The sequence below is a fragment of the Streptomyces sp. NPDC058683 genome (assembly GCF_042716195.1).
Classification (GTDB): domain Bacteria; phylum Actinomycetota; class Actinomycetes; order Streptomycetales; family Streptomycetaceae; genus Streptomyces.
Genome location: NZ_JBHXSK010000003.1, coordinates 325,136 through 352,070, shown reverse-complemented (window position 1 = coordinate 352,070; position 26,935 = coordinate 325,136). Strand labels below are relative to the sequence as shown.

At 72.1% G+C, this 26,935-nt stretch carries 26 protein-coding genes and 1 pseudogene; 22 read left to right on the top strand and 5 right to left on the bottom strand.

Going from position 1 to position 26,935, the window contains the following annotated elements; genetic code table 11:
- Positions 1 to 41 precede the first annotated feature (41 nt).
- From hrcA to ACFWXC_RS05315, 10 genes are all read left to right on the top strand, one after another.
- Positions 42 to 1,058, top strand: coding sequence for a heat-inducible transcriptional repressor HrcA (gene hrcA, locus ACFWXC_RS05360; RefSeq protein ID WP_384473371.1), 1,017 nt, complete (start codon positions 42 to 44; stop codon positions 1,056 to 1,058).
- Complete coding sequence (gene dnaJ, locus ACFWXC_RS05355; RefSeq protein WP_384473368.1) at positions 1,059 to 2,195, top strand: molecular chaperone DnaJ; 1,137 nt, start codon at positions 1,059 to 1,061, stop codon at positions 2,193 to 2,195. It abuts the gene before it with no gap.
- A gap of 143 nt (positions 2,196 to 2,338) precedes the next feature.
- Positions 2,339 to 3,439: a nitronate monooxygenase gene (locus ACFWXC_RS05350; RefSeq protein WP_384473365.1), complete on the top strand. Its 1,101-nt coding sequence runs from the start codon at positions 2,339 to 2,341 to the stop codon at positions 3,437 to 3,439.
- Positions 3,436 to 4,194 carry a 16S rRNA (uracil(1498)-N(3))-methyltransferase gene (locus ACFWXC_RS05345; protein ID WP_384473362.1) on the top strand — a complete coding sequence of 253 codons (759 nt, stop codon included), beginning with the start codon at positions 3,436 to 3,438 and terminating at the stop codon, positions 4,192 to 4,194. Before ACFWXC_RS05350 ends, ACFWXC_RS05345 begins: the two co-directional genes overlap by 4 nt.
- Positions 4,195 to 4,223: 29 nt before the next feature.
- The gene (locus ACFWXC_RS05340) at positions 4,224 to 4,616 is read left to right on the top strand and encodes a VOC family protein (RefSeq protein WP_384473359.1); all 393 of its coding nucleotides are present in this window, start codon (positions 4,224 to 4,226) and stop codon (positions 4,614 to 4,616) included.
- Positions 4,617 to 4,781: 165 nt separating this feature from the next.
- Positions 4,782 to 5,276, top strand: coding sequence for a hypothetical protein (locus ACFWXC_RS05335; protein ID WP_384473357.1), 495 nt, complete (start codon positions 4,782 to 4,784; stop codon positions 5,274 to 5,276).
- 46 nt (positions 5,277 to 5,322) lie between these two features.
- Positions 5,323 to 8,604 carry a S41 family peptidase gene (locus ACFWXC_RS05330; RefSeq protein ID WP_384473353.1) on the top strand — a complete coding sequence of 1,094 codons (3,282 nt, stop codon included), beginning with the start codon at positions 5,323 to 5,325 and terminating at the stop codon, positions 8,602 to 8,604.
- A 157-nt stretch (positions 8,605 to 8,761) separates the two neighbouring features.
- Positions 8,762 to 9,115, top strand: coding sequence for a histidine triad nucleotide-binding protein (locus tag ACFWXC_RS05325; protein WP_384473350.1), 354 nt, complete (start codon positions 8,762 to 8,764; stop codon positions 9,113 to 9,115).
- Between the two features lie 6 nt (positions 9,116 to 9,121).
- Complete coding sequence (locus tag ACFWXC_RS05320) at positions 9,122 to 10,027, top strand: ribonuclease Z (protein ID WP_384473347.1); 906 nt, start codon at positions 9,122 to 9,124, stop codon at positions 10,025 to 10,027.
- 20 nt (positions 10,028 to 10,047) lie between these two features.
- Positions 10,048 to 11,040 (top strand): adenosine deaminase, encoded by a 993-nt coding sequence (locus ACFWXC_RS05315; RefSeq protein WP_384473345.1) that lies wholly within the window; start codon positions 10,048 to 10,050, stop codon positions 11,038 to 11,040.
- On the opposite strand, the gene ACFWXC_RS05310 is transcribed toward ACFWXC_RS05315, so the two are convergent.
- A complete protein-coding gene (locus ACFWXC_RS05310; protein ID WP_384473342.1) occupies positions 11,037 to 12,221 on the bottom strand; it encodes an MFS transporter in 1,185 nt (394 codons plus the stop codon). The two genes, ACFWXC_RS05315 and ACFWXC_RS05310, sit on opposite strands and share 4 nt — an antisense overlap.
- Before the next feature lie 348 nt (positions 12,222 to 12,569).
- Positions 12,570 to 13,349, bottom strand: a complete 780-nt coding sequence (locus ACFWXC_RS05305; RefSeq protein ID WP_384473339.1) for an IclR family transcriptional regulator — start codon at positions 13,347 to 13,349, stop codon at positions 12,570 to 12,572.
- 153 nt (positions 13,350 to 13,502) lie between these two features.
- On the opposite strand from ACFWXC_RS05305, the gene ACFWXC_RS05300 reads away from it, so the two are divergent.
- From ACFWXC_RS05300 to ACFWXC_RS05290, 3 genes and pseudogenes are all read left to right on the top strand, one after another.
- The gene (locus tag ACFWXC_RS05300; RefSeq protein WP_384473447.1) at positions 13,503 to 14,399 is read left to right on the top strand and encodes a 5-dehydro-4-deoxyglucarate dehydratase; all 897 of its coding nucleotides are present in this window, start codon (positions 13,503 to 13,505) and stop codon (positions 14,397 to 14,399) included.
- A pseudogene (locus ACFWXC_RS05295) lies at positions 14,396 to 14,535 on the top strand (glucarate dehydratase); the annotation flags it as partial. The gene ACFWXC_RS05300 and the pseudogene ACFWXC_RS05295, both read left to right, overlap by 4 nt.
- Before the next feature lie 166 nt (positions 14,536 to 14,701).
- Positions 14,702 to 15,877, top strand: coding sequence for a carbohydrate kinase family protein (locus tag ACFWXC_RS05290; RefSeq protein ID WP_384473336.1), 1,176 nt, complete (start codon positions 14,702 to 14,704; stop codon positions 15,875 to 15,877).
- 233 nt (positions 15,878 to 16,110) lie between these two features.
- Here the strand turns inward: ACFWXC_RS05290 and ACFWXC_RS05285 are convergent, their stop codons facing one another.
- The gene (locus ACFWXC_RS05285; RefSeq protein ID WP_384473333.1) at positions 16,111 to 16,800 is read right to left on the bottom strand and encodes an FAD binding domain-containing protein; all 690 of its coding nucleotides are present in this window, start codon (positions 16,798 to 16,800) and stop codon (positions 16,111 to 16,113) included.
- Between the two features lie 251 nt (positions 16,801 to 17,051).
- Here ACFWXC_RS05285 and ACFWXC_RS05280 point away from each other — a divergent pair, with 251 nt between their 5' ends.
- From ACFWXC_RS05280 to ACFWXC_RS05245, 8 genes are all read left to right on the top strand, one after another.
- Positions 17,052 to 18,119 (top strand): PhoH family protein, encoded by a 1,068-nt coding sequence (locus ACFWXC_RS05280; RefSeq protein ID WP_384473330.1) that lies wholly within the window; start codon positions 17,052 to 17,054, stop codon positions 18,117 to 18,119.
- Between the two features lie 14 nt (positions 18,120 to 18,133).
- Complete coding sequence (gene ybeY / locus ACFWXC_RS05275; protein ID WP_351691360.1) at positions 18,134 to 18,631, top strand: rRNA maturation RNase YbeY; 498 nt, start codon at positions 18,134 to 18,136, stop codon at positions 18,629 to 18,631.
- 18 nt (positions 18,632 to 18,649) lie between these two features.
- Complete coding sequence (locus tag ACFWXC_RS05270; protein WP_384473327.1) at positions 18,650 to 19,951, top strand: hemolysin family protein; 1,302 nt, start codon at positions 18,650 to 18,652, stop codon at positions 19,949 to 19,951.
- Positions 19,948 to 20,307 (top strand): MmcQ/YjbR family DNA-binding protein, encoded by a 360-nt coding sequence (locus ACFWXC_RS05265; protein ID WP_384473324.1) that lies wholly within the window; start codon positions 19,948 to 19,950, stop codon positions 20,305 to 20,307. The genes ACFWXC_RS05270 and ACFWXC_RS05265 overlap by 4 nt, the downstream gene beginning before the upstream one ends.
- 50 nt (positions 20,308 to 20,357) lie before the next feature.
- On the top strand, positions 20,358 to 20,708 hold the full coding sequence (locus ACFWXC_RS05260; RefSeq protein ID WP_384473321.1) for a cytidine deaminase: 351 nt from the start codon (positions 20,358 to 20,360) through the stop codon (positions 20,706 to 20,708).
- Between the two features lie 465 nt (positions 20,709 to 21,173).
- Positions 21,174 to 21,641 (top strand): hypothetical protein, encoded by a 468-nt coding sequence (locus tag ACFWXC_RS05255; protein WP_384473318.1) that lies wholly within the window; start codon positions 21,174 to 21,176, stop codon positions 21,639 to 21,641.
- A 154-nt stretch (positions 21,642 to 21,795) separates the two neighbouring features.
- Positions 21,796 to 23,130: a beta-xylosidase gene (locus ACFWXC_RS05250; RefSeq protein WP_384473315.1), complete on the top strand. Its 1,335-nt coding sequence runs from the start codon at positions 21,796 to 21,798 to the stop codon at positions 23,128 to 23,130.
- An 80-nt stretch (positions 23,131 to 23,210) separates the two neighbouring features.
- A complete protein-coding gene (locus ACFWXC_RS05245) occupies positions 23,211 to 24,269 on the top strand; it encodes a WxL protein peptidoglycan domain-containing protein (protein ID WP_384473312.1) in 1,059 nt (352 codons plus the stop codon).
- Here ACFWXC_RS05245 and ACFWXC_RS05240 read toward each other — a convergent pair.
- Positions 24,163 to 24,501, bottom strand: coding sequence for a P-II family nitrogen regulator (locus ACFWXC_RS05240; RefSeq protein ID WP_384473310.1), 339 nt, complete (start codon positions 24,499 to 24,501; stop codon positions 24,163 to 24,165). The two genes, ACFWXC_RS05245 and ACFWXC_RS05240, sit on opposite strands and share 107 nt — an antisense overlap.
- Positions 24,498 to 25,808 (bottom strand): ammonium transporter, encoded by a 1,311-nt coding sequence (locus ACFWXC_RS05235; protein WP_384473308.1) that lies wholly within the window; start codon positions 25,806 to 25,808, stop codon positions 24,498 to 24,500. The genes ACFWXC_RS05240 and ACFWXC_RS05235 overlap by 4 nt, the downstream gene beginning before the upstream one ends.
- A 142-nt stretch (positions 25,809 to 25,950) precedes the next feature.
- Here ACFWXC_RS05235 and era point away from each other — a divergent pair, with 142 nt between their 5' ends.
- Positions 25,951 to 26,919, top strand: coding sequence for a GTPase Era (gene era / locus ACFWXC_RS05230; RefSeq protein ID WP_384473305.1), 969 nt, complete (start codon positions 25,951 to 25,953; stop codon positions 26,917 to 26,919).
- Positions 26,920 to 26,935: the final 16 nt, after the last annotated feature.

Below are 26,935 nucleotides of genomic sequence, written 5' to 3'. Positions count from 1 at the left end.
CGAAAGGCCGCGGGGACGACTTTCTGGAGGTGTGGCGCCGGATGCTGAGTGAACGCAGGCTTCAGGTATTGCGCGCCATTGTCCAGGATTACGTCGGCACCGAGGAGCCGGTGGGGTCGAAGGCGCTGACCGAGCGGCACAACCTCGGGGTCTCCCCGGCGACCGTGCGCAACGACATGGCCGCCCTGGAGGACGAGGGGTTCATCGCCCAGCCGCACACCAGCGCCGGGCGGATCCCCACCGACAAGGGCTACCGGCTGTTCGTCGACAAGCTGGCCGGCGTCAAGCCGATGAGCGCGCCCGAGCGGCGGGCCATCCAGAACTTCCTCGACGGCGCCGTCGACCTCGACGACGTCGTGGCGCGGACGGTGCGGCTGCTGGCGCAGCTGACGCGGCAGGTCGCGGTCGTGCAGTACCCGTCGCTGACACGGTCCACCGTGCGGCACGTGGAGCTGCTCTCGCTCGCGCCGGCCCGGCTGATGCTGGTGCTGATCACCGACACCGGGCGGGTCGAGCAGCGGATGGTCGACTGCCCGGCGCCCATCGGGGAGACGTCGGTGGCGGATCTGCGGGCGCGGCTCAACAGCCGGGTCGCCGGTCGCCGGTTCTCGGACGTGCCCCGGCTGGTGGAGGATCTGCCGGACGCCTTCGAGGCCGAGGACCGCGGCACCGTCTCGGCGCTGCTCTCCACCCTGCTGGAGACGCTCGTCGAGGAGAACGAGGAGCGGCTGATGATCGGCGGCACCGCCAATCTCACCCGCTTCGGACATGATTTTCCCCTCATGATCCGGCCCGTCCTGGAGGCCCTGGAGGAGCATGTCGTCCTCCTCAAGCTCATGGGCGAGGCGGGGGATTCGGGCATGACCGTACGCATCGGTCACGAGAACGCCTACGAGGGACTCAACTCCACGTCCGTGGTGTCGGTCGGCTACGGTTCGGGCGGCGAGGCAGTCGCCAAGCTCGGCGTGGTCGGACCGACCCGCATGGATTACCCGGGAACGATGGGAGCGGTACGAGCGGTGGCACGGTACGTCGGACAGATCCTGGCGGAGTCGTAAGTGGCCACGGACTACTACGCCGTTCTCGGCGTGCGCCGCGACGCGTCGCAGGAAGAGATCAAGAAGGCCTTCCGTCGGCTCGCGCGCGAGCTGCACCCGGACGTCAACCCGGATCCGAAGACCCAGGAGCGGTTCAAGGAGATCAACGCCGCCTACGAGGTGCTCTCCGACCCGCAGAAGAAGCAGGTCTACGACCTCGGCGGCGATCCGCTCTCGCAGAGCGGCGGCGCGGGCGCGGGCGGCTTCGGGGCCGGTGGCTTCGGGAACTTCTCGGACATCATGGACGCGTTCTTCGGTACCGCGTCGCAGCGCGGTCCGCGCTCGCGGACCCGGCGCGGCCAGGACGCCATGATCCGGATCGAGGTCGAGCTCGACGAGGCGGCCTTCGGCACGACCAAGGACATCCAGGTCGACACGGCGATCGTCTGCAACACCTGCAACGGTGAGGGCGCGGCGCCGGGCACCTCCGCGCAGACGTGTGACATGTGCCGCGGTCGCGGTGAGGTCTCGCAGGTCACCCGGTCCTTCCTGGGCCAGGTCATGACCTCGCGGCCCTGCCCGCAGTGCCAGGGCTTCGGCACGGTCGTGCCGACGCCGTGTCCCGAGTGCGCCGGTGACGGGCGGGTGCGGTCGCGGCGGACGCTGACCGTGAAGATCCCGGCCGGTGTCGACAACGGCACCCGGATCCAGCTCGCCGGCGAGGGCGAGGTCGGGCCCGGCGGTGGTCCCGCCGGTGACCTGTACGTCGAGATCCACGAGCTGCCGCACTCCACGTTCCAGCGGCGCGGCGACGACCTGCACTGCACGGTGACCATCCCGATGACGGCGGCCTCGCTCGGTACGAAGGTGCCGCTGGAGACGCTGGACGGGATGGAGGAGGTCGACATCCGGCCGGGCACGCAGTCCGGGCAGTCGATCCCGCTGCACACCCGTGGCGTCACGCATCTGCGCGGCGGCGGGCGCGGCGATCTCATCGTCCACGTCGAGGTGACGACCCCGACCAAGCTCGACCCCGAGCAGGAGCGGCTGCTGCGCGAGCTGGCGAAGCTGCGCGGCGAGGAACGGCCGACGGGGCAGTTCCAGCCGGGTCAGCAGGGACTCTTCAGCCGGCTGAAGGACGCGTTCAACGGGCGCTGACCCGTCGGCGGGCGCCGGCGGGGCGCCGCGCGGGGGCTGAGGGGCCGCCGTACGGGCGCCGCCCCTCGGCCCGGACATATCTGGCATGTGCCAGAGGGACGGCCCGATTCGGTCTTGTTCGGAGGACGTGACAACATGCCGTCATGTCCTCCGCACTGACCGATCTCCTCCCCCTTCCGATCGTGCAGGCCCCCATGGCGGGCGGGGTCTCCGTGCCGCAGCTCGCCGCCGCCGTGTCCGAGGCGGGCGGGCTGGGGTTCCTGGCCGCCGGGTACAAGACCGCCGACGGGATGTACCAGGAGATCAAGCAGCTGCGCGGGCTGACCGGCCGCCCCTTCGGGGTGAACCTCTTCATGCCGCAGACGGAGTACGCCGAGACCGGCGCCGTGGAGGTCTACGCGCATCAGCTGGCCGGTGAGGCCGCCTGGTACAAGACCGAGCTCGGCGACCCCGACAGCGGCCGGGACGACGGGTACGAGGCCAAGCTGGCCGTGCTGCTCGACAACCCGGTGGCCGCGGCCTCGTTCCACTTCGGCGTCCCCGGCCAGGACGTCCTCGACTCCCTCCGGCGGGCAGGAACCTTCACCCTCGTCACCGCGACCACCGCCGAGGAGGCTGTCGCCGCCGAGCGGGCCGGGGCGGACGCGGTGATCGCACAGGGCGTGGAGGCCGGCGGTCACCAGGGCACCCACCGCGACGTGCAGGAGAACGAGGGCTCCGGGATCGGACTGCTGTCGCTGATCGCCCAGATACGGGAGACGGTGCGGATTCCCGTCGTCGCCGCCGGCGGCATCATGCGCGGCAGCCAGATCGCCGCCGTGCTGGCCGCGGGTGCGAGCGCCGCCCAGCTGGGTACGGCCTTCCTCGCCACCCCCGAGTCCGGCGCCACCGACCTCCACAAGCGGGCGCTGACCGACCCGCTGTTCATCCGGACCGAACTGACCCGGGCGTTCTCCGGGCGGCCCGCCCGGGGCCTGGTCAACCGCTTCATGCGCGAGCACGGCCCGTACGCGCCCGCCGCCTACCCGGAGGTCCACCACCTCACCTCCCCGCTGCGCAAGGCCGCCGCCAAGGCCGGGGACGCGCAGGGCATGGCCCTGTGGGCCGGGCAGGGCCACCGGCTGGCCCGCCCGCTGCCCGCCGGGCAGCTGGTGGAGACCCTCGCGGCGGAACTCGCCGCCGCGTCGACAGCGTTGTCGGCCAAGGGCGAAGGATACGAGGGGTACGAGGGGGAGGGGCGATGACCGCCCCGGTGTTCGTGCTCGACCCGCTCGTGGTGCCCGACCACTTGGGCGGCGAGGTCGTCCTGGACGGCCCCGAGGGACGGCACGCCGTCTCCGTGAAGCGGCTGCAGCCCGGCGAGGACGTCATCCTCACCGACGGGCGCGGACGCTGGGCGGAGGGCGTCGTACGGGCCGCCGAGGGCAAGGACCGGCTGGTGGTGACGGGCCTGGAGAGCGTCTTCGAGGAGCCCGGGCCGAGCCCCCGCATCACCGTCGTCCAGGCCCTCCCCAAGGGCGACCGCGGTGAGGTCGCCGTGGAGACCATGACCGAGGTCGGCGTCGACGCGATCGTGCCCTGGCAGGCCGCCCGCTGCATCACCCAGTGGAAGGGCGACCGGGGCCTGAAGTCCCTCGCGAAGTGGCGGGCCACCGCCCGCGAGGCCGGCAAGCAGTCCCGCCGGGTGCGCTTCCCGGAGATCGCGGACGCGGCGACCACCAAGCAGGTCGCCGCACTGCTCGCCGGAGCCGACCTGGCCGCGGTGCTCCACTCCGACTTCGAGCACGGCAGTGACCCGCTCGCCGCGGCCCGGCTGCCCGCCGAGGGTGAGATCGTGCTGGTCGTCGGGCCCGAAGGGGGCGTCGCCCGGGACGAGCTGGCGCTCTTCGAGGAGGCGGGCGCGAAGGCGTACACCCTGGGGCCTACCGTGATGCGCACATCGACCGCCGGCACCGCGGCCGCGGCCCTGCTGCTGGGCCGCACCGGCCGCTGGTCCTGACCCGTACGACACCACAGGGGGAACGCGCCGTGGAACTCGCCCAAGTCCGGCTCCTGGTCTCCGACTTCGCCGCCTGCTACCGCTTCTACGCCGAGGTGCTCGGGCTGAAGCCGCAGTCGGGGGCGAGCGAGGGACCGTACGAGAAGTTCAGCCCGCACGCCGGGTCGGCGGGGATAGCCCTCCAGGACCGGGCCATGATGGCCGAGGTGCTGGGCGAGCTGGGGGACACCGCGACCGGGCACCGTTCGCTGGTGGTGCTGCGCGTCGACGACCTGGACGCCTACTGCGAGCAGATCGCCGCCCGGGGCGCGGTCCTGGTGCACGGGCCGATGCCGATGACGGAACGCATGCGCGTCGCCCACCTCAAGGACCCGGAGGGCAACCTGGTGGAACTCCAGGAGTGGCTGCTGCTGCGCACCTGAGGAGCCCGTCGGCCGCCAGGGGGACCTCTCCGAACACGTGAGTGGCCGTATGCCCTCTACCGTCACGGAGTCGACGGTGGCAGGCTGCCCTCCATGGGGGCATTGAGGCCGATTTGGCGCCGACCGCGCGTGACGCGCCGGTCGCGCGTGACCAGGGCGGCGGCCGTGGCGGGGCTCGCGGTGGTCGCCGTGGGCGGTGTGGTGGGCTGTCAGCCGACCGACCTGAACTCCGCGACCGTCGCGTACACCACCGACCGGACCGCCACCGCCGAGCTGGAACGGCAGCACGTCGACGTCAGCTGGCTCACCTGCACCGGCAACTACGGCTCGTCGGCCCCGAAGACGCCCTCGGCGTCCGAGACCACCGTCGTCTCCGTGGACTGCCGGGGCAGGACCAAGGACGGCCGGGACATCACCGTCACCGGGCGGGTCACCAAGGCGGTCAGCGGCGCCTGTGTGCGCGGGAACCTCGTCGCGAAGGTGGGCGGCAAGGAGTGGTTCCGGGTGAAGGGCCTCGGCAACTGCGACGCCACGCCCGGACCGGCGTACAGCACCTACCGGCCGCCCACCTACGGGCAGCAGCCGGGCCCCACCGTGACCGTGACGAAGACCGTCTGGTGCCAGAGCGACCCCAAGTGCTCGCCGGTGCAGGGCAAGTGATCGAAATCGGCCACCGTAATCGTGCCGCGATGCATAGGCTGAGCGGGTGACTCAGGGTGCAGCGACAGGACCGCGGTCCTACCTCCGATTTCCCCATGTCCACGGCGACCTGGTCGCCTTCACCGCCGAGGACGACGTGTGGCTCGCGCCCCTGGACGGCGGCCGGGCCTGGCGGGTCAGCGCCGACAACGTCCCCGTGACGCTGCCGCGCATCTCGCCCGACGGGACCACGGTGGCCTGGACCTCCACCCGCGACGGCGCCCCCGAGGTGCACACGGCCCCGGTGGAGGGCGGCAGCAGCGAACGCCTGACGCACTGGGGGAGTTCCCGCACCCAGGTGCGCGGCTGGACCGCCGACGGGCAGGTCCTCGCGATCAGCACCTACGGCCAGTCCAGCCTCCGGCGCAGCTGGGCCCGCACCGTCCCGCTCGACGGCGGGCCGTCCACCGTCCTGCCGTACGGCCCGGTCGGCCATGTCGCCTTCGGGCCGCACACCGTGCTGCTGTCCGCGCCGATGGGCCGGGAGGCGGCCTGGTGGAAGCGGTACCGGGGCGGTACGGCGGGGAAGCTGTGGATCGATCGCGAAGGGTCCGGGGAGTTCGTACGGCTGCACGAGGAGCTGGACGGGAACCTCGAATACCCGGTGTGGGCCGGCGACCGGATCGCCTTCCTCTCCGACCACGAGGGAACGGGCGCGCTCTACTCCTCCCTCGCCGACGGCTCCGACCTGCGCCGGCACACCCCGCATGGGGGCACCTCCCGCTCATGGGGGTCCCCCCGCTCGAGCGAAGCCGAGAGTGGGGGAGAAGCCGAGAGTGGGGGAGGCTTCTACGCCCGGCACGCGGCCGGTGACGGCACCCGGGTCGTCTACGCCTCGGCCGGTGAACTCTGGCTCCTGGACGACCTGGAGGGCGCCGAGCCCCGCCGGCTGGACATCCGGCTCGGCGGGTCCCGGGTGGACCGGCAGCCGCGCCCGGTCAACGCGGCCCGCTGGTTCAGCTCCGCCTCGCCCGACCACACCGCGCGCGGCAGCGCCGTCCTGGTGCGCGGCGGCGTGCACTGGGTGACCCACCGCTCGGGGCCGGCCCGCGCGCTGGCCGCCCAGCCCGGGGTGCGCGCCCGGCTGCCCGTCACCTTCCGTGCGGACACGGAGGAGTGGGTGGTGTGGGTGACGGACGCCGAGGGCGACGACGCCCTGGAGTTCGCCCCCGCCACCGGTCCCGTGCCCGGCTCCACCCCGCGCCGGCTCGCCGCCGGGCAGCTCGGCCGGGTCCTGGACCTCGCCGTCGCCCCCGACGGCGGCCGGGTCGCGGTCGCCGCGCACGACGGACGGCTGCTCCTCGTCGAACGCGAGAGCGGCGAGGTCCGCGAGGTCGACCGCAGCGAGGACGGCGACGTCTCCGGGCTGGCGTTCTCGCCCGACTCCGGCTGGCTGGCCTGGTCCCACCCCGGGGCCGGCGGGCTCACCCAGCTCCGGGTCGCCCACACCACCGACCTCACCGTCACCGAGGCGACCCCGCTGCGCTTCCAGGACTACGACCCCGTCTTCACCCGCGACGGCAAACACCTCGCCTTCCTCTCCACCCGCTCCTTCGACCCGGTCTACGACGAGCACGTCTTCGACCTGGCCTTCGTGGTCGGCGACCGCCCGCACCTGATCACGCTGGCCGCGACCACCCCCTCGCCGTTCGGCCCGCAGCGGCACGGCCGCCCCTTCGAGACCCCCGACAAGGACGAGACCCCGGACGCCGAGGGCACCCCGGCCACCCGGATCGACCTGGAGGGTCTCGCCGACCGGATCGTGCCCTTCCCCGTCGAGGCCGGCCGCTACTCCGGGCTGCGCGCCGCCAAGGACGGCGTCCTGTGGCTGCGCCACCCGGTGCGCGGCGTGCTCGGCGCCTCCCGCGCCCACCCCGAGGACCCCGACCCCAAGACCGAGCTGGAACGCTACGACCTCGCCCAGCAGCGCATCGAGTACCTCGCCTCCGACGCCGACCACTTCGAGGTCAGCGGCGACGGCAAACGCGTCCTGCTGTGGGCCGACGGCAAGCTCAAGGTCGTACCCAGCGACCGTCGTGCCTCGAACGACGACGACAGCGACACCAACATCACCGTGGACCTGTCCCGGGTCCGGCAGACCGTCGAACCGGCCGCCGAGTGGCGGCAGATGTTCGACGAGACCGGCCGCGTCATGCGGGACCAGTTCTGGCGGCCGGACCTCGGCGGCGTCGACTGGAACGGCGTCCTGGACCGCTACCGCCCGCTCGTCGACCACGTCGCCACCCACGACGACCTGGTCGACCTGCTCTGGGAGGTCCAGGGCGAACTCGGCACCTCGCACGCCTACGTCACCCCGAACGGCGGCTACGGCCGCGGCGCCCGCCAGGGCCTGCTCGGCGCCGACATCTCACGGCACCCGGACGGCAGTTGGCGCATCGACCGGATCCTGCCCGCCGAGACCTCCGACCCCGGCGCCCGCTCCCCGCTCGCCGCACCCGGCGTCGCGGTACGCCCCGGCGACGCGATCGTGGCCGTCGCCGGCCGTTCCGTCGACCCGGTGACCGGACCCGGCCCCCTCCTCGTCGGCACCGCCGGCAAGGCCGTCGAGCTGACCGTGTCCCCCGCGGGCGGCGGCGAACTGCGCCACCCCGTCGTCGTCCCGGTCGCGGACGAGGAACCGCTGCGCTACCACGCGTGGGTGGCCGACCGGCGGGCCCATGTGCACGAACTCTCCGGCGGCCGCCTCGGCTACCTCCACGTGCCCGACATGCAGGCACCGGGCTGGGCCCAGATCCACCGCGACCTGAGTGTGGAGATGGCCCGCGAGGGCATCGTCGTGGACGTCCGCGAGAACCGCGGCGGGCACACCTCGCAGCTCGTCGTGGAGAAACTGGCCCGGCGGATCGTCGGCTGGGACCTGCCGCGCGGCATGCGCCCGTTCAGCTACCCGAAGGACGCGCCCCGGGGCCCGGTGGTCGTGGTCGCGAACGAGTTCTCCGGCTCGGACGGGGACATCGTCAACGCGGCGATCAAGGCGCTGGGCATCGGCCCGGTGGTCGGCACCCGCACCTGGGGCGGTGTGATCGGCATCGACAGCCGCTACCGCCTGGTCGACGGCACGCTGGTCACCCAGCCCAAGTACGCGTTCTGGCTGGAGGGTTACGGCTGGGGGGTGGAGAACCACGGCGTCGACCCCGACGTGGAGGTCGTGCAGACCCCGCAGGACTGGGCCGCGGGCCGGGACCCGCAACTGGACGAGGCGGTACGGATAGCGCTGGAGGCATTGGAGACGACGCCTGCGAAGGTGCCGCCGACGCTGCCGATGTAAGGAGGGGGGCCGGGTCCGACCAAAGGGGCGCGGGGCCGTGCCGGTGTGCGGCTCCGCCGCGTGGGCGCGACAAGCCCCCACCGGACCCGCACCCGACGACGATACGATGCCCCCGGAACTGATCACCGGGCGCTGAATCACCGGGCGAGGAGAAGACATGGCCGGGGAACCCCAGGACGACTGCCTGTTCTGCAAGATCGTCGCAGGTCACGTCCCCGCGACGATCGTCCGGGAGACCGACACCACCGTCGCCTTCCGGGACATAAACCCCCAGGCGCCCACCCACGTCCTGGTGATCCCCAAGGCCCACTACAAGAACGCGGCCGAGCTCGCCGCAGGCGAACCCGCCGTCGCCGCCGACATACTGCGTGAGGCGCAGGCCGTCGCCGACGAGGACAAGCTGGACAGCTACCGCATCGTCTTCAACACCGGCAGCGGCGCCGGCCAGACCGTCTGGCACGCCCACGCGCACGTCATCGGCGGCCGCGGCCTGCAGTGGCCGCCCGGGTAGGTCGTCGTGTCCGTCCGTGAACTGGTGGTCCTCGGCACCGCCAGCCAGGTTCCCACCCGGCACCGCAACCACAACGGCTACCTGCTGCGCTGGGACGGCGAGGGCATCCTCTTCGACCCCGGCGAGGGCACCCAGCGGCAGATGCTGCGGGCCGGGGTCGCCGCGCACGACCTCAACCGGATCTGCGTCACCCACTTCCACGGCGACCACTCACTCGGCCTCGCCGGGGTCATCCAGCGCATCAACCTCGACAAGGTCCCGCACCCGGTCACCGCGCACTACCCGAAGTCCGGGCAGCGCTTCTTCGACCGGCTCCGGTACGCCACCGCCTACCGGGAGACCGTCGGCATCACCGAGGCCCCGGTCGACGCGGACGGCGACCTTGCCGCCACCCCGTCGTACACGCTCCAGGCCCGGAAGCTGTCCCACCCGGTCGAGTCCTACGGCTACCGGCTGGTCGAGCCCGACGGCCGCCGCATGCTGCCCGAACGGCTCGCCGCGCACGGCATCAAGGGCCCGGACGTCGGCCGTCTCCAGCGCGACGGCGTCCTCGGGGACGTCACCCTCGACCAGGTCAGCGAGGTGCGACGCGGGCAGCGGTGCGCGTTCGTGATGGACACCCGGCTCTGCGACGGCGTGCACGCGCTCGCCGAGGGCTGCGACCTGCTCGTCATCGAGTCCACGTTCCTCGACGAGGACGCCGAACTCGCCGCGGACCACGGCCATCTGACCGCCGGACAGGCGGCGGCCGTCGCGCGGGACGCGGGGGTACGGCACCTCGTGCTGACCCACTTCAGCCAGCGCTACCCGGAACCCGAGGAGTTCGAGCGGCAGGCACGGGCCGCGGGCTACGAGGGCGAGCTGACCGTCGCCTACGACCTGCTCCGAGTGCCGGTTCCGAAGCGCAGGTGAAACGGCCGTACCATGCTCTGATGCCCCTCCCCAAAGCTGAACTGCACCTCCACATCGAAGGCACCCTGGAGCCGGAGCTGGCGTTCCGGCTCGCCGCGCGCAACGGCGTCGTGCTGCCGTACGCGGACACCGAGGCGCTGCGCGAGGCGTACCGGTTCAAGGACCTGCAGTCCTTCCTGAACCTGTACTACGAGCTCATGGCCGTCCTGCGCACCGAGCAGGACTTCGAGGACCTCGCGAACGCCTATCTGGGCCGGGCCGCCGCGCAGGGCGTGCGGCACGCCGAGATCTTCTTCGACCCGCAGGCGCACATCGCCCGGGGCGTGCCCATGAGCACGGTCGTGGACGGCCTGTGGCGGGCACTCGGCCAGAGCGTCGGGAACCACGGGATCTCCACCCGGCTGATCATGTGCTTCCTGCGGGACGAGTCCGCCGACTCGGCGCTGGAGACACTGGAGGCCGCACGGCCCCACCTCGACCGGATCATCGGGATCGGGCTGGACTCGGCCGAGGTCGGGCATCCGCCGGCCAAGTTCCGCGAGGTGTACGAGGCCGCCGCCGACCTCGGGCTGCGGCGCGTGGCGCACGCCGGTGAGGAGGGGCCGCCCGCCTACATCACCGAAGCGCTGGACGTGCTCGGCGTGGAGCGCGTCGACCACGGGCTGCGCTGCATGGAGGACGCGGACCTGGTCGCCCGTCTGGTGCGGGAGCGGATCCCGCTGACGCTGTGCCCACTGTCGAACGTGCGGCTGCGCGCGGTCGACGTGCTCGCCGAGCACCCGCTGCCGGCGATGCTCGACGCGGGCCTGCTGTGCACGGTCAACTCCGACGACCCGGCCTACTTCGGCGGTTACGCCGACGACAACTTCCGCGCGGTCGCCGACACCCTGGGCCTGTCCGAGGAGCGGCTGCGGGAACTGGCCCGCAACTCCTTCCTCGCGTCCTTCCTGGAGGACGACGAGGAGCTGCGGGCCCGGTACCTCGCCGAGGTGGAGGCCTACGAGTTCGCCTAGGCGGCGACGTCCAGCCGTACCGTCTCGTCGGTGAGCGCCGGGTGGGTCGTCGTGACGGTGGTGGTCCTGCGCCGCAGCGCCACCGCCGTCAGCGGGACCGCGACCGCCAGCAGGCCCACCGCAAGGACCGTGCCCATCGCGGGGAAACCGGCCCGGGCCGACAGCAGGCTGCCGGTCATCGGGCCGACGGCCGTCCCCAGCGACGACGCCGACCCGACCAGCACCGCCCAGCGGCCCCGCGGGTCCAGGGCGGCGGCCAGGCCGATGACGTACGACAGGACGACCGGGTAGAGCAGGTTCCAGGCGATCTCGCCGGACGCGAACGTCGTCAGGTCCGTCGCGGACGCGCTGAGCGCGATACAGCCCGCGATCAGCACGGTGCCGAGACCGATCGGCAGGGCCTGCCCGAGCCGCGGGCCGAGCGCGCCCGCGCCGACCACGCCCAGCAGACCGGCGCCGAGCGCCACCGCGAACACCACGCCGACGGTCACCTCGCTCAGATGCGCCTGGGTCAGGCCGATCCGGCCGCTCACGCCCCACAGCGAGTTCTGCGCGGCCGACCAGCAGGGCATCGCGGCGGCCAGCAGCAGACCCGAGCGCAGGTGCGGGAGGCGGGAGCCGGCCGCGGTGCGGGGCAGGGCCGGGGCGGTACGGGGGGACAGGCGGGCGGTCAGCGGCCAGACCGCCAGCGCGGTGAGCGCGATCGCGGCGAGGGGCTGCGCATGGCCGGGACCGAGGTGCGGGACCGTCAGATAGACGGCACCCGCGAGGGCGGAGACACCGAGCAGGCCGAGGGTGGTGGTGCGGTGCGGGTCCCTCTGCGCGGCGATGCCGGTGGCGGCCACCGCGGTGACCGTGCCGGAGCCGAAGCCCCCGGCGACCGCACCGGCCACGACAGCCGGGACGTGGGCGGTGAGGGCGGCGCCGCCGTAGCCGAGGACGGCGAGCAGGAGACCGGCGCGGGCGAGGGTGCGGGGGCCGATCCGGTCCACGCGGGACGCCAGCAGGAAGCCGGCCGCCGCGGAACTCAGCAGCAGGGCACTGCCGATGGCGCCTGCCTGGGTGGCGGAGATCGGAAGCCCCGATTCGAGCCTGCCGACGGTGGTCGGGAGCAGGTAGGGGGCGAGGTACCCGGCCGTGAAAAGGGCGACGAGGGGCCAGGGGGTGGTGCGGGCGAACACGGGCGTTCCCAGGGCATGCGAAAGGACCGACGGAGGAGGGGGGTTGGGCGCAGGCCGTCGACGGACAGGAACGCGCGGGCAATTTGTATCAAGTGAGGGAGGGCGGAAGAAGGGCGGGGGGTGTGATGTGGGTCATGTTCTGTTTCGGGGGTGGGGTGAGGGGTAGAAGCGCCGCGCGCCGTGGGGGTTCGGTGGGGTGGCGGGTGCGGGTCCGATGTGGCTGATCGCGCAGTTCCCCGCGCCCCTGGGTTGGCTGCGGAGCCGCATGCTGACAGGTCCCGCGCCTCTGGGTTGGCTGTGGAACCGCGTGCTGACGTGTTGGCGCGCCCCTGGACGGAGGCGTTGTGGTCAGCGCCAGTTGACCGTGCCGCCGGGGGCTGTCGCCGACTCGATCCTGGCCCGGGTCTCCCTCATCACCGTCACGATCTCCGCCTCGTGCTCCGGGGTCAGGCGGGCCACCGGCACGGAGCAGCTGATCGCGTCCTGGGCCGGGGTGTCGTAGCGCAGGGCGAAGCCGAAGCCGACGATGCCGGTGACGGCTTCCTCGCGGTCGATCGCGTAGCCGCGGGCGCGGATCTCGGTGAGGTCGGCGGCCAGCGCGTCCCGCGTGGTGTGAGTGCGGGGGGTCAGCGGCTCGTACGGGCCCCCGGGGAGGTCCTCGGCGGGGCGTTCCGCGAGGAGTGCCTTGCCGAGGGCGCCCGCGTGGGCCGGCAGCCGTCGGCCCACCCTGCTGATCGTGCGCAGGTATTCGTGTGACTCCCGGGTCGCCAGGTACGCCACGTTCGGGCCGTCCAGGCGGCCCAGGTGGATCGTCTCGCCCAGCTCCTGGGACGCCTCGTCCAGGTACGGGCGTACGAGGCGGACGCGCGGGTCGGAGTCCAGGTAGGTCGTGCCGGTCAGCAGGGTGCGGATGCCGACGCCGTAGAGGGAGCCGGTCGTGTCGGTGCGTACCCAGCCCCGCGTGATCAGCGTCTGGAGCAGGGCGTACATCGAGCTGCGCGGGACGCCGAGTTCGTCCGCCAGTTCCTGGAGGCGGGCCGGGCGGTCGCCGCGGGCCGCGAGGAGCTCCAGCAGCTCCACCGTGCGCGCCGCGGACTTCACTTCGCGGACGCCTGCTGTCTCGGACATGTGCAGATCGTAGAGGGGCGGGGCGGTGTGCGCCGTTGACGGGGGGTGTTCGCATATCTAGTCTTTGTCTCTATACGTGGATGACGTCTACATGGGGAGATGGATTCGGTGGCCGGACAGCCGGAGGATGTGGTGCGGAGGCTGCGCGAGGGGATGGCGGGCGGGGTGCTGTCGTTCCCGCTCACCGCCTTTCACGCCGACGGGTCCCTGGACGTGGACGGAATGAGGGAGTACCTCGGCGGGCAGCTCGCCGCCGGGCCCGGTGCCCTCTTCCCGGCCTGCGGGACGGGGGAGTTCTTCTCGCTGGACGAGGACGAGTACCGGCAGGTCGTGGCCGTCTCCGTCGAGGAGGCCGGCGGCCGGGTGCCGGTGGTCGCCGGGGTGGGGTACGGCTGGGCGCAGGCCGTGCGGTTCGCCCGGGTCGCCGAGGAGGCCGGGGCCGACGCCCTGCTCGTGCTGCCGCACTATCTCGTCGCCGCCCCGCAGGACGGGCTGGTCGCGCAGCTGGAGCAGATCGCGGCCCGGACGTCCCTTCCGCTCATCGCCTACCAGCGCGGACAGGTCGCCTTCACGGCCGGCTCGCTGACGCGCATCGCCCGTATCCCCGGCGTGATCGGGCTCAAGGACGGGCACAGCGACCTGGACCGGCTCCAGCGGCTCACCCTCGCCGCCCCGGAGGGCTTCCTCTTCTTCAACGGCGCCGCCACCGCCGAGATCCAGGCCCGCGCCTACGCCGCCGTCGGCGTCCCCGCCTACTCCTCCGCCGTGCACGCCTTCGCCCCCGAGATCGCCGACGCCTTCTTCGCCGCCCTCGGCGCCGGCGACCGGGGCACGGTCGACAAGCTGCTGCGCGACTTCTACGTGCCGTTCGTCGAACTCCGCGACCGCGTCCCCGGATACGCCGTGTCCCTCGTCAAGGCGGCGGCCCGGCTGCGCGGCCGTCCCGTCGGCCCCGTGCGCGCCCCGCTCACCGACCCTTCGGCCGCCGACCTGGCCGACCTCGACGCCCTGCTGACGGCCGGACTCGACCTCGTGGGAGCGTCCCGGTGAACCTCACGATCGCCGACGTCCGCCTGAGCCGATCCTGGTCGCCTACCCGCCGCTGCTGAACACCCAGGGCGTGCACCAGCCGTACACGCCCCGGCTGATCGTGGAGGTGGAGACCGCCGACGGGGTGACCGGGCTGTCCACCGTCGCCGACGAGGTCGCCGTGGCCGCGACCGTCCCGGACCACACCGGCCGTGCCGCGCTGGTGGCGACGCTCGTTCGGGCGGTCGTACGGCGAGAGCCGCCGCCGCTGTCACGACATGGTGCAGACTGGCCGGATCCGCACCACGCCCAGGGAGCGCACCGTGACCGCGTCCAACGCGTTCGCCGGAGAGGAACCGGAGTACCTCGACGACGACAGAGGAGCAACAAGACCGCACTGCGCCGCGCAGGTCGACCCGCTGGCCGGCCTGCGCACGCCGGACGATCCGCCCTGGGACGTCTACCTCACCGGCACCGTCTTCCTCGACATCATCTTCACCGGCCTGCACTCCGCCCCCGTGCGCGGCACCGAGTCCTGGGCCCGGGGCATGGGTTCCAGCCCCGGCGGCATCGCCAACATGGCCACCGCCCTCGCCCGGCTCGGCCTGAAGACCTCCCTCGCGGCGGCCTTCGGCGACGACCACTACGGCGAGTACTGCTGGGACGCCCTCGAACAGGGCGAGGGCATCGACCTCTCCCCGTCGCGGACCGTGCGCGGCTGGCACTCGCCGGTCACCGTGTCCATGGCGTACGAGGGGGAGCGGACCATGGTCTCGCACGGCCACGAGCCGCCCGCCGACATGCTGTTCCGGCAGCAGAACGCGCCCGGCCACCCCGCCCACGCCCGCGCCGCCGTCGCCTCCCTCACGCCCGGCAAACGCAACCCCTGGATCGCCAAGGCCGCCGCCGAGGGCACCCGGATCTTCGCGGACGTCGGCTGGGACGACACCGGCGCCTGGGACCTGGCCGGGCTCGCCGATCTCGAACACTGCGAGGCGTTCCTGCCGAACGCGGAGGAGGCGCGGCGGTACACCGGCGCCGACTCCCCGCGCGCCGCGGCCCATGCCCTCACCGAGTACGTGCCCCTTGCGGTCGTCACCCTCGGGGCGGAGGGCGCCTACGCCGTCGACGGGCGGACCGGGGAGTCCGCGGAGGTCCCGGCGATCGCCGTGGAGGCCCTCGACCCGACCGGCGCGGGTGATGTCTTCGTCGCCGGGTTCGTCACCGGCACGCTGGCGGACTGGCCGCTGGCCGACCGCCTCGCCTTCGCCGGCCTCACGGCGGCGCTCTCCGTCCAGGAGTTCGGCGGCTCCCTGTCCGCGCCGGGCTGGTCGGAGATCGGGGCGTGGTGGCGGAAGGTCCAGTCGGTGGCGGGGCAGGATCCGGCGGCGCTGCGCAGGTACGCGTTCCTGGAGGGCCTGGTGCCGGAGGAGGACCAGGTGAGGCCGTGGCCCCTGCGGAGGGCGGTGCCTACGATCGGATTCGGCCGGTCGGCGTGATGATCACGGGTGCGGGTGCGTGGGGGCTGGCGGCGGGGGGTTTCGCTTACCGGCGCTTGCACGGTGCCTCCCCCAGAGGGGGTACCCCCAGCGCCCACCCGTGCCGCCCCAGCGGCACGACTGCCCGCAGCTAAGGAGAGACGGTGAGTGAAGCGCCCCTTCAGGGGCGCGGGGAACTGCGCGATCGGCCCCCACCGGCCCGCAGCCGACGACGAAACCCGCACGGCCCCGGCCTACCCTCCGCGCACCCCGGCAACCTGCTCCCGCAGCAGCTCCCGCCCCGCCCCCGACACCCCGGCCAACGCCCCGGCGAACAGTTCCTCCACCCCGCCCTCCTCGGCCCGCACCCTCCCGCTGCTCAGCACATACCCCTCCCGCACCGCGACTCTCAGCACACCCTCCGTGTCCACCGCCGCCGCGGCGATCGTCGGTACCTCGCCGCCCCCCGGGTCCGCCACCTTCACGTACGCCCCGTTCACCGGCTCCCGCCAGCGCAGCGCCAGCAGCACCGGCGACTTGGCCTCCAGCTCAGACAGGTCCACCTCGTCCACCCCGTCCGCCGTGAGCACCTCGGCCCACGCGTCCAGCACGATCGCCGCCGGCAGCAGATCCCGCAGGCTCGACCCGGCGATGTTCCCGCCCACCGTCGCCGTCCGGCGTACCGAGCCCGTGCCGACCCCCTTCGCCGCCTTCCGCAGCACCTCCGGAACCCGCTCGTCCACCTGGTGCAGAAGCACCGCACCCCCCAGCACGCCGTCCCCGATCGCCGTCGCCTCCGGCACCTTCCGCAGGGACACCGCCTGTTCCGGGAAGCCGTCCCGCTGCCAGACGGCCCAGATCAGGGTCGCACCACCGATGGGTATCGCCCCCTCGGCCAGGCACTCCCGGGCCTCGGACACCGACGTGGGCAGACGCAGCAGCACGGCTACCTGCTTTCTGGGCGGACAGGTGGCGTGGAGCGAACGCGGCCCCGTGACCACGTAGGGCAGTGACGGCCCGGATTCTGCCCAGGCGTGCAGGAGCGCATGCAGGGCTCACGGCTGCATCAGGGGCGCCTTTCCTCGCGAAAAGGCCTACGGCGTTGTCAGTCCCGCGTCGTACGCTTGGTACCGCGAGGCCGCCCTCAGCTACGCGGCCCTGATGAGGAGGAACCGCAGGCCTTAAGCGCCGGCCCATGACTCAGACACCCACAGCTCACACTCCCGCGCAGCAGCAGGCCCGAGCTCAGTTCGAGGTTCCCGCCCAGCACCCGATGGTCACCGTGCTGGGATCCGGCGACTCCCTGCTGCGCGTGATCGAGAAGGCCTTCCCGGCGGCCGACATCCATGTCCGGGGCAATGAGATCAGCGCGGTCGGCGATGCCCGTGAAGTCGCCCTCATACAGCGCCTGTTCGACGAGATGATGCTGGTGCTCCGCACCGGACAGCCGATGACGGAGGACGCAGTGGAACGCTCGATCGCCATGTTGCGGGCGAGTGAGAACGGGGAGGGACCGGAGGAGACCCCGGCCCAGGTTCTGACACAGAACATCCTGTCCTCGCGCGGCCGCACCATCCGCCCCAAGACCCTCAACCAGAAGCGGTACGTCGACGCGATCGACAAGCACACGATCGTCTTCGGCATCGGCCCCGCCGGTACCGGCAAGACCTACCTGGCCATGGCCAAGGCGGTGCAGGCCCTGCAGTCCAAGCAGGTCAACCGCATCATCCTGACCCGGCCGGCGGTCGAGGCGGGCGAGCGGCTCGGCTTCCTGCCGGGCACGCTCTACGAGAAGATCGACCCGTACCTGCGTCCGCTGTACGACGCGCTGCACGACATGCTCGACCCGGACTCGATCCCGCGCCTGATGGCGGCCGGGACGATCGAGGTGGCGCCGCTGGCGTACATGCGCGGCCGTACGCTCAACGACGCCTTCATCATTCTCGACGAGGCCCAGAACACCTCGCCCGAGCAGATGAAGATGTTCCTCACCCGGCTCGGCTTCGAGTCGAAGATCGTGATCACGGGTGACATCACCCAGGTCGACCTGCCCAGCGGGACCACGTCCGGTCTGCGCCAGGTGCAGGACATCCTGGAGGGTGTGGAGGACGTGCACTTCTCGCGGCTGACGTCCCACGATGTCGTACGGCACCGGCTGGTGGGCCGTATCGTCGACGCGTACGAGCAGTACGACAACGAGCACGGCACCGAGAACGGCACGCACCAGGGCGGCCGCTCGAAGTCCGGGCACAAGGGGAAGTAGACAAGCACAGCGCCATGTCGATCGACGTCAACAACGAGTCCGGAACCGAGGTCGACGAGCAGGCGATCCTCGACATCGCCCGCTACGCCCTCGCACGGATGCGCATCCACCCGCTCTCCGAGCTCTCGGTGATCGTCGTGGACGCCGACGCCATGGAGCAGCTGCACATCCAGTGGATGGACCTGCCCGGGCCGACCGATGTCATGTCCTTCCCGATGGACGAGCTGCGGCCGCCGTCGAAGGACGAGGACGAGCCGCCGCAGGGGCTGCTCGGCGACATCGTGCTCTGCCCGGAGGTCGCCGCGAAGCAGGGGGCCGAGGCCGACACGCAGCACTCCATGGACGAGGAGCTCCAGCTGCTCACCGTCCATGGCGTGCTGCACCTGCTCGGCTACGACCACGAGGAGCCCGACGAGAAGGCCGAGATGTTCGGTCTGCAGGCGGCCATCGTGGACGGCTGGCGGGGGGAGAAGGGCCTGACCGGTCCCTCCCCGGCGCCGACGGTCTCCTAGCCGGGTGGTCGTCCTCGTATGAGTCCGCAGATCGTCGCCGGAGCGATCGCCCTGGTCGTCGTGGCATGGCTGGCCGCCTGCGCCGAGGCCGGTATCGCCCGGGTCTCCAGCTTCCGCGCCGAGGAGGCCGTGAAGTCCGGGCGGCGCGGCAGCGCCAAGCTCGCCCAGATCGCCGCCGACCCCACCCGCTACCTCAATGTGGCGCTGCTGGTCCGCGTCGCCTGCGAGATGGCCGCAGCGGCCCTGGTCACCTACGCCTGCCTCCAGGAGATCCCGGCCACCTGGGAGGCGCTGCTCGCCGCGATCGGCGTGATGGTGCTCGTGTCGTACGTCGCCGTCGGCGTCTCCCCGCGCACCATCGGCCGCCAGCACCCGCTGAACACGGCCACGGCCGCCGCGTACGTGCTGGTGCCGCTGGCCCGCATCATGGGCCCGATCCCGTATCTCCTCATCCTCATCGGTAACGCCCTGACCCCCGGCAAGGGCTTCCGGCGCGGCCCGTTCGCCTCCGAGGCCGAACTGCGGGCCCTGGTCGACCTCGCCGAGAAGGAGTCCCTGATCGAGGACGACGAGCGCCGGATGGTGCACTCGGTCTTCGAACTGGGCGACACCCTCGTCCGCGAGGTCATGGTGCCGCGCACCGACCTGGTGGTCATCGAGCGGTACAAGACCATCCGGCAGGCCCTGACGCTGGCGTTGCGCTCGGGCTTCTCGCGCATCCCCGTCACCGGGGAGAGCGAGGACGACATGGTCGGCATCGTGTATCTCAAGGACCTGGTCCGCAAGACGCACATCAGCCGGGACGCCGAGTCCGACCTGGTCTCCACCGCCATGCGGCCCGCGTTCTTCGTGCCCGACACCAAGAACGCCGGCGACCTGCTGCGCGAGATGCAGAAGGAACGCAACCACGTCGCCGTCGTCATCGACGAGTACGGCGGCACGGCGGGGATCGTCACCATCGAGGACATCCTGGAGGAGATCGTCGGCGAGATCACCGACGAGTACGACCGGGAACTCCCGCCGGTCACCGACCTCGGCGACGACCGCTACCGGGTCACCGCCCGCCTCGACATCACCGACCTCGGCGAGCTGTACGGGCTCGAGGAGTACGACGACGAGGACGTGGAGACCGTCGGCGGGCTGCTCGCCAAGGCGCTCGGCCGGGTGCCCATCGCGGGTGCCGCCGCCCAGGTCGAACTCCCCGACGGACGGAGGCTGGCCCTGACCGCGGAGGCCGCCGCCGGACGCCGGAACAAGATCGTGACCGTGCTGGTGGAGCCGGTGCCGGTGGCCGACGACCCGAAGGACGAGCCCGAGTGACCCCCGACCGGCTCCGCGCCTTCTGCCTCTCCTTCAACGCGGCGGACGAGGACTTCCCCTTCAACCCGGACATCTCGGTCTTCAAGGTCCTCGGCAAGATGTTCGCGCTGAGCTGGATGGACGCCCGCCCCCTGAAGGTCAACCTCAAGTGCGACCCCGACGACGCGATCCGGCTGCGTACCGACCACGAGGGCCTGATCATCCCCGGCTACCACATGAACAAGCGCCACTGGAACACCGTGACCGTGGACGGCGGCCTCCCCGACCGCCTCGTGAAAGAGCTGATCGAGGACTCGTACGACCTCGTCGTGGCCGGCCTGCCGAGAGCGGAGCGGCTGCGGCTGGACCGGGCGTGACGCGGTGACCGGGGTGCCTGACCCAGTCAAGTTGTTCGTATGCTCGGGGCATGACCGAGAGCAGCGCGCTTGATCCCGAGGACCGCAAGATCGTCACCCTGGCCCGGTCGGCCCGGGCCCGCAACGGGGTGCCCGAGGGGGCTGCCGTGCGGGACTCGACGGGGCGGACGTATGTGGCGGGGACCGTGGAGCTGGCCTCGCTGAAGCTGAGCGCGCTGCGGACGGCGGTGGCGATGGCGGTGGCGTCGGGGGCGGAGTCGCTGGAGGCGGCCGCGGTGGTGACGGTTGCCGACGGCGTTTCGGGCGAGGACCTTGCGGCGGTGCGGGATCTTGGGGGGCCGGGGACGCCGGTGCTGCTGGCGGGGCCGGACGGGGCGGTACGGCTGACCGTCTCCGCCTAGCTTTCCCACCTACCCACCCGACTCGCTCCGCTGAGAAGCGAGGACCTTGTTGACTCCGTCCGTCGAGGGACCGGGGACTGTTGACTCGGGTGGGTGGGGGTGTGGGGCGGGTGCTGCGCCGTCGTGGCTTGTCGCGCAGTTCCCCGCGCCCCTTTCGGGGCGCCTGTGCTGGTCCCACCTGAAGGGGCGCGGGGCTGCGTCGATTTGCGGCTCCGCCGCGTGGGCGCGATCAGCCCCCGCGCACCCGCAGTCGTCCGCGCACCGCCGCCCCCCTCTCCGCAGTCGGCCAAATTTCAACCTTGTCGGTCTGCGTCTCTCGCGTATCAATGGGACCGTAAGTTCCGACGGGCCGTCAGATTGTGATGGTGCGTCAGATTCGGCCCCGCGGTGTGCCCGCATCCACCCGGACCGGGGTCGCCATCCCCACATGGCATTCCCACGCAACGGGAAGGGAGCTCGATCTCCATGAAACGCTTGACCACCGGTGCGGCACTCGCGGCGGGGGCCCTCGCCGCCACGGCACTGGCCTTCGCACCCTCGGCGGCCGCCGTCACCCCGACCACCGCCACCGTCACCGCCAGCTGCGGCATCTTCGGCGGCGGTGCGGCCACCCTCACCGCGACCCAGAGCGGTACCTCGGCCACCCTCACGCTCACCTCCAGCGCGATCACCACCCCGCTCGCCCTGTCGGCGAACTCCATCGCCTCCACGCTCACCATGGCCAACTCCACCGGCAGCAACGTCGTCTTCAGCGGCACCGTGAACCCGGCCATGGCCGCCGGCAGCGCCGTCACCGTCGGCCCGCTGCCCGGCACCGTCGCGTCCGGCGACAGTCTCGACTTCTACGGCGGCTCGCTGAAGATGGTCATCTTCGGCGTCACCGTCACCTGTACGTCCAGCGCCGCCCAGTCACCCGGACCGTTCGTCTTCTGAGCGTGCTGACGGGTTCGTTCCGGATGCCGCAGAAGCTGATGAACCGTCAGGTTTCTGCGGCATCTCCATTGACTTCTCACGCGCCCTCCACATCAATGGCCCCCTGTCGGCGCAGAGGAGCCGCTGCGCCCGCAACCCTCAGGAGGGGGCTTCCATGGGTTCACCCCCAAGATCACGAAGATCCCGACGGTGGCGCTGGATCTCACTGTTCGGGGCGACCGCGCTCGCGGTCACGACGGGGGGCGCGCTGGCCTGTCCGGCCGGCGCCGCCGGGGCGAACGTCGACTTCGCCACGCACTGCATCCCGCCCGCCGTCGCGGGCCTCCCGCCGATCGACGGCACCACCACCGCCAGCATCTCGGTGGACGACACCACCCCGAAGGTCGGCGACACGGTCACGGTGACCTACACCGTGGTCACGCCCGCCGCCAACAACCCCACCGCTCTCGCCCTGCCGGCCGACATCATGACGCCGACCGGGAAGGTGGCGCTGGGCGGCGCGCAGACCGGGGCCGTCACGGTCACCGGGCCGAAGAAGAACGACCCGGTGCCCGGCTACGGCACCTTCCCGTCGTTCTCCATGACCGGCACCTTCACGGTCACCTCGCCGGGTGCCATCACTCTCTCGCCCGGCGACTACAACATCCACACCAGCTACATCCTGGAGCTGGACACCCCCTGCACGGTCACCAACCCGCCCGCCCCGGTGTCGGAGACCGTCACGGCGACCGACTCGACCCCGGTCAACAACCGTGCCATCAGCCTGGGTTCGGCCTCCGGGAACCCCGGTGACAGCGTGACCGTCAGCGGGCAGAACTTCACACCCGGCGCGACCGTCACGCTCGCCGGGCGGTCCGGGACCAGCCAGACCGCGGACACGGCCACCGCGACCGCGGGCTCCGACGGTTCCTTCAGCGCCCCGATCACCGTCAACGACAAGACGACGACCGGGATCGTGGCGTACGAGGGCAGTGCGTGGAGCGACACGGCGGGGGCCGGTCCGGCCGCCTACGTCGTCAACGACACCACGCCGGTGCCGGACGGGAGCCAGAAGCTGACGACCACCGTCAAGGCGGGGACCCTGTCCATGTCCCAGGCCGGGGACTCCGTCGCGCTGTCGGCGGTCGACTTCGGTCAGGGCGGGGCGTCCACCGGCGCGCTGCAGACCGTCACCGTCAAGGACTTCCGTGGCGGTCCGGCCGGCTGGTCGCTCACCGGCAAGGTCACCGACTTCACCGGTCCCGGCGCCAAGATCGACGCCGGGAAGCTCAGCTGGACCCCGTCCTGTGCGACCAAGGCGGGCAGCCCGAGCACCTGTGCGGCCGGTTCCGCGGGCGCCGTAGGCGGTTCCGGAGCGACCCTCGCGTCGACCCCGGACGCCACGGTCACCGGCGGTGAGTTCACGGTCGGCGCCGGACTCTCCCTGGACGTACCGGCGTTCACGCCTCCGGGGTCGTACTCCGGAGTTCTCACCCTGACGCTCACCTGAGCCAACTCCCCTGTGACGGCCGGGCCTCCAGGAAGGACCCGGTCGTCACCCGACCCGCTTCCGACCGGGGGTCCGCACCCATGCGTCGCGTCAAGCCGTATGTCCTCCTCCTGAGCCTGCTCCTCGGACTCCTGTGCACGGCGGCTCCCGCGCACGCCGCCGACAACGGCAGCTGGTCCGTCTACCCGGTCGCCTCCAGGATCGCGGCGCGGCCGTACTTCTATCTCTCCCTCGACCCCGGGCAGACGATCACCGACAAGGTGGCCGTCGCCAACAAGACCGGCGAACCGCTCACCTTCCGGCTGTACGCGGCCGACGCCTACAACACCGCACGGGACGGCGGGTTCGCCGTCCGGACGGTGAAGGAGAAGATGCGGGGGGTGGGGGCCTGGGCGAGCATCGCGAAGACGCGGGTCACCGTGCCACCGCACAGGACGGTCACCGTTCCCTTCACCCTGCGGGTGCCCGAGGGCGCCGAGCCCGGTGACCATCCGGGGGCGATCGTGGCGCTGGACGAGCGTGTCGATCCGGGGGCCGGCTCCCTGGCGCTCGGTGTGCAGCGGGCCGTCGGCGCCCGGGTCTACCTGCGGGTGAGCGGGCCGACGCTACCGGCCGTCGCCGTCGAGAACGTGCACCTCACCCACCACCAGCCGCTCGTGCCCGGCCTCGGCGACAGCACGGCCACCGTCTCCTACACCCTGCACAACACGGGGAACGTGACGCTGAACCCCAGGGTGCGGCTGCGGGCCGAGGGGCTCTTCGGCCGTACGCTGCTCAGCCGCGACCTCGCCGGGATCCCCTCAGAGCTGCTGCCGGGGGAGCGGGTGCGGCTCACCGCGCGCTGGCGGGACGCGCCCCAACTCGACTGGGGGGACGTGACGTTGACGGCCAGCGCGAGTGGCACCAGGGAGTCGGCGAGCACGTCGTTCCTCGCGCTGCCGTGGCTGGTGGTGGGGCTGGCCTTCGCCGCCGGGGTGGCGGGCGGCGTGCTGCTCGCCCGGGCGCGCCGCGGCCGGGGTCTGCCGCGGCTGCTCAGAGGGCGTCGGGGCCGCGCTCGCCCGTCCGCACCCGTACGACCGTCTCCACCGGCAGTGCCCACACCTTCCCGTCCCCGATCTTCCCCGTCCGTGCGGCCTTGACGATCGCCTCGATCGTCGGCTCGGAGTCGGCGTCCTCGACGACGACCTCGATCCGGACCTTGGGGACCAGGTCGACCTGGTACTCGGCACCGCGGTACACCTCGGTGTGGCCGCGCTGCCGGCCGTACCCGCTGGCCTCGGTCACGGTCAGGCCCTGCACCCCGATCTCCTGGAGGGCGGTCTTCACCGCCTCGAGACGGTACGGCTTGACGATCGCGGTGACGAGCTTCATGGCTGGCTCTTGACCTTCTGGGCGGAGGGGAGGAGGGACGCGCCGACCGGGGCGCCGTGGCCCAGGACCCCGTGATCGTAAGCCGTCTCGGCGTGCACCGTAAGGTCCAGGCCGGTGTGCTCCTGCTCCTCGCTCGCCCGGAAGCCCAGCGTCCGGTCGAGCAGCCTGCCGAGGCCGTACGTCACCGCGAACGCGTACGCCGCCACGGCCACCACCGCCACCGCCTGCTTGCCGAGCTGGGCGAGCCCGCCGCCGTAGAGGAGGCCCTCGGCGCCGCCGGTCATGGCCCGCTCCGCGAACAGGCCGATGAAGAGGGTGCCGATGACACCGCCGACCAGGTGAACGCCGACGACGTCGAGCGAGTCGTCGTAGTTCAGCCTGAACTTCCAGGAGACCGCGTACGAGCAGACCACGCCCGCGGCGAGGCCGACGACCAGCGCGCCGGGCAGCGAGACCGAGCCGCAGGACGGGGTGATCGCGACCAGGCCTGCGACGGCTCCGGAGGCCGCCCCCAGGGTGGTCGGGTGGCCGTCGCGCTTCTGCTCGACGAAGAGCCAGCCCAGCAGGCCCGTGCAGCCGGCGGCCATGGTGTTGAGGAAGGCGGCGGCCGCGAGACCGTTGGCGCCGAGCGCGCTGCCCGCGTTGAAGCCGAACCAGCCGAACCAGAGCAGACCGGCGCCCAGGATCACCATCGGCAGGTTGTGCGGGCGCATCGCGTCCTTCTTGAACCCGAGCCGCGGGCCGAGGACCAGGCACAGGGCCAGGCCGGAGGCGCCGGAGGTGATCTCGACGGGGAGGCCGCCGGCGAAGTCCAGGGCGCCGAGGTGGTGCAGGATCCAGCCACCCGGGCCCCACACCCAGTGCGCCACCGGAACGTATACGAGCAGCGTCCAGACGGGGACGAACACCAGCCACGCCCCGAACTTCGCCCGGTCCGCGACCGCGCCGCTGACCAGCGCGGCCGTGACGATCGCGAAGGTGAGCTGGAAGGTGGCGAACAGGAGGGTGGGGACCGTGCCCTGCACGCTGTCCGGCCCGAGCCCGTGCATCCCGGCGTGCCGCAGCCCGCCGACGAGCCCGGCCCCGGCATCCTCGCCGAAGGCCAGCGCGTACCCGCCCGCCAGCCACACCACCGTCACCAGCGCGATCGACACGAAGCTCATCATCAGCATGTTGAGGACGCTCTTCGTGCGGACCATGCCGCCGTAGAACAGGGCCAGGCCCGGGGTCATCAGCAGGACCAGGGCGGTGGCGGCGAGCAGCCAGGCGGTGTCGCCGGTGTCGGCGTGCGCGGCGGAGAGGATCACGGGCGTCTCCAACGTCGTGGGGGCTCGTCAGAGATTCACCGGAACGCGTTTCCGGTCGCGTACGGCTGTGTTTCGGTGACGTTTCGTTGCGTCGGGGTTACCGGATTCTCACGGTGCGGCGGGGTGTCGTGGATCAGGGAGAATGGGGGGCATGAGCGTTCGCAGCCAGTCAACCGAGCCGTCGGAATCGTCGGAGGCCGTCCACCGGGCGGGCTTCGCCTGTTTCGTCGGGCGCCCCAACGCGGGCAAGTCCACCCTCACGAACGCTCTGGTCGGGCAGAAGGTGGCGATCACCGCGAACCAGCCGCAGACCACGCGGCACACGGTACGCGGCATCGTGCACCGGCCGGACGCCCAGCTGATCCTGGTCGACACCCCCGGCCTGCACAAACCGCGCACCCTGCTCGGCGAGCGCCTCAACGACGTGGTCCGCACCACCTGGGCCGAGGTCGACGTGATCGGCTTCTGCCTGCCGGCGAACGAGAAGCTCGGCCCCGGTGACCGCTTCATCGCCAAGGAGCTGGCCGGGATCCGCAAGACCCCGAAGATCGCGATCGTCACCAAGACCGACCTGGTCGACTCCAAGGCCCTGGCCGAGCAGCTGATCGCCATCGACCAGCTGGGCAAGGAGCTGGGCTTCGAGTGGGCCGAGATCGTGCCGGTGTCGGCGGTCGGCGACCAGCAGGTGAGCCTGCTGGCCGACCTCCTCGTCCCGCTCCTCCCCGAGGGCCCGGCCCTCTACCCCGAGGGCGACCTCACGGACGAGCCCGAGCAGGTCATGATCGCGGAACTGATCCGCGAGGCGGCCCTGGAGGGCGTCCGCGACGAGCTGCCGCACTCCATCGCCGTCGTGGTCGAGGAGATGCTCCCCCGCCCGGACCGCCCCGCCGACAAGCCCCTGCTGGACATCCACGCCAACCTCTACATCGAGCGCCCCAGCCAGAAGGGCATCGTCATCGGCCCCAAGGGCACGCGCCTGAAGGAGGTCGGCATCAAGTCCCGCAAGCAGATCGAGGCCCTGCTCGGCACGCCGGTCTTCCTGGACCTGCATGTGAAGGTGGCCAAGGACTGGCAGCGGGATCCGAAGCAGTTGCGGCGGCTGGGGTTCTAGGGCCGACCGGGTCCGG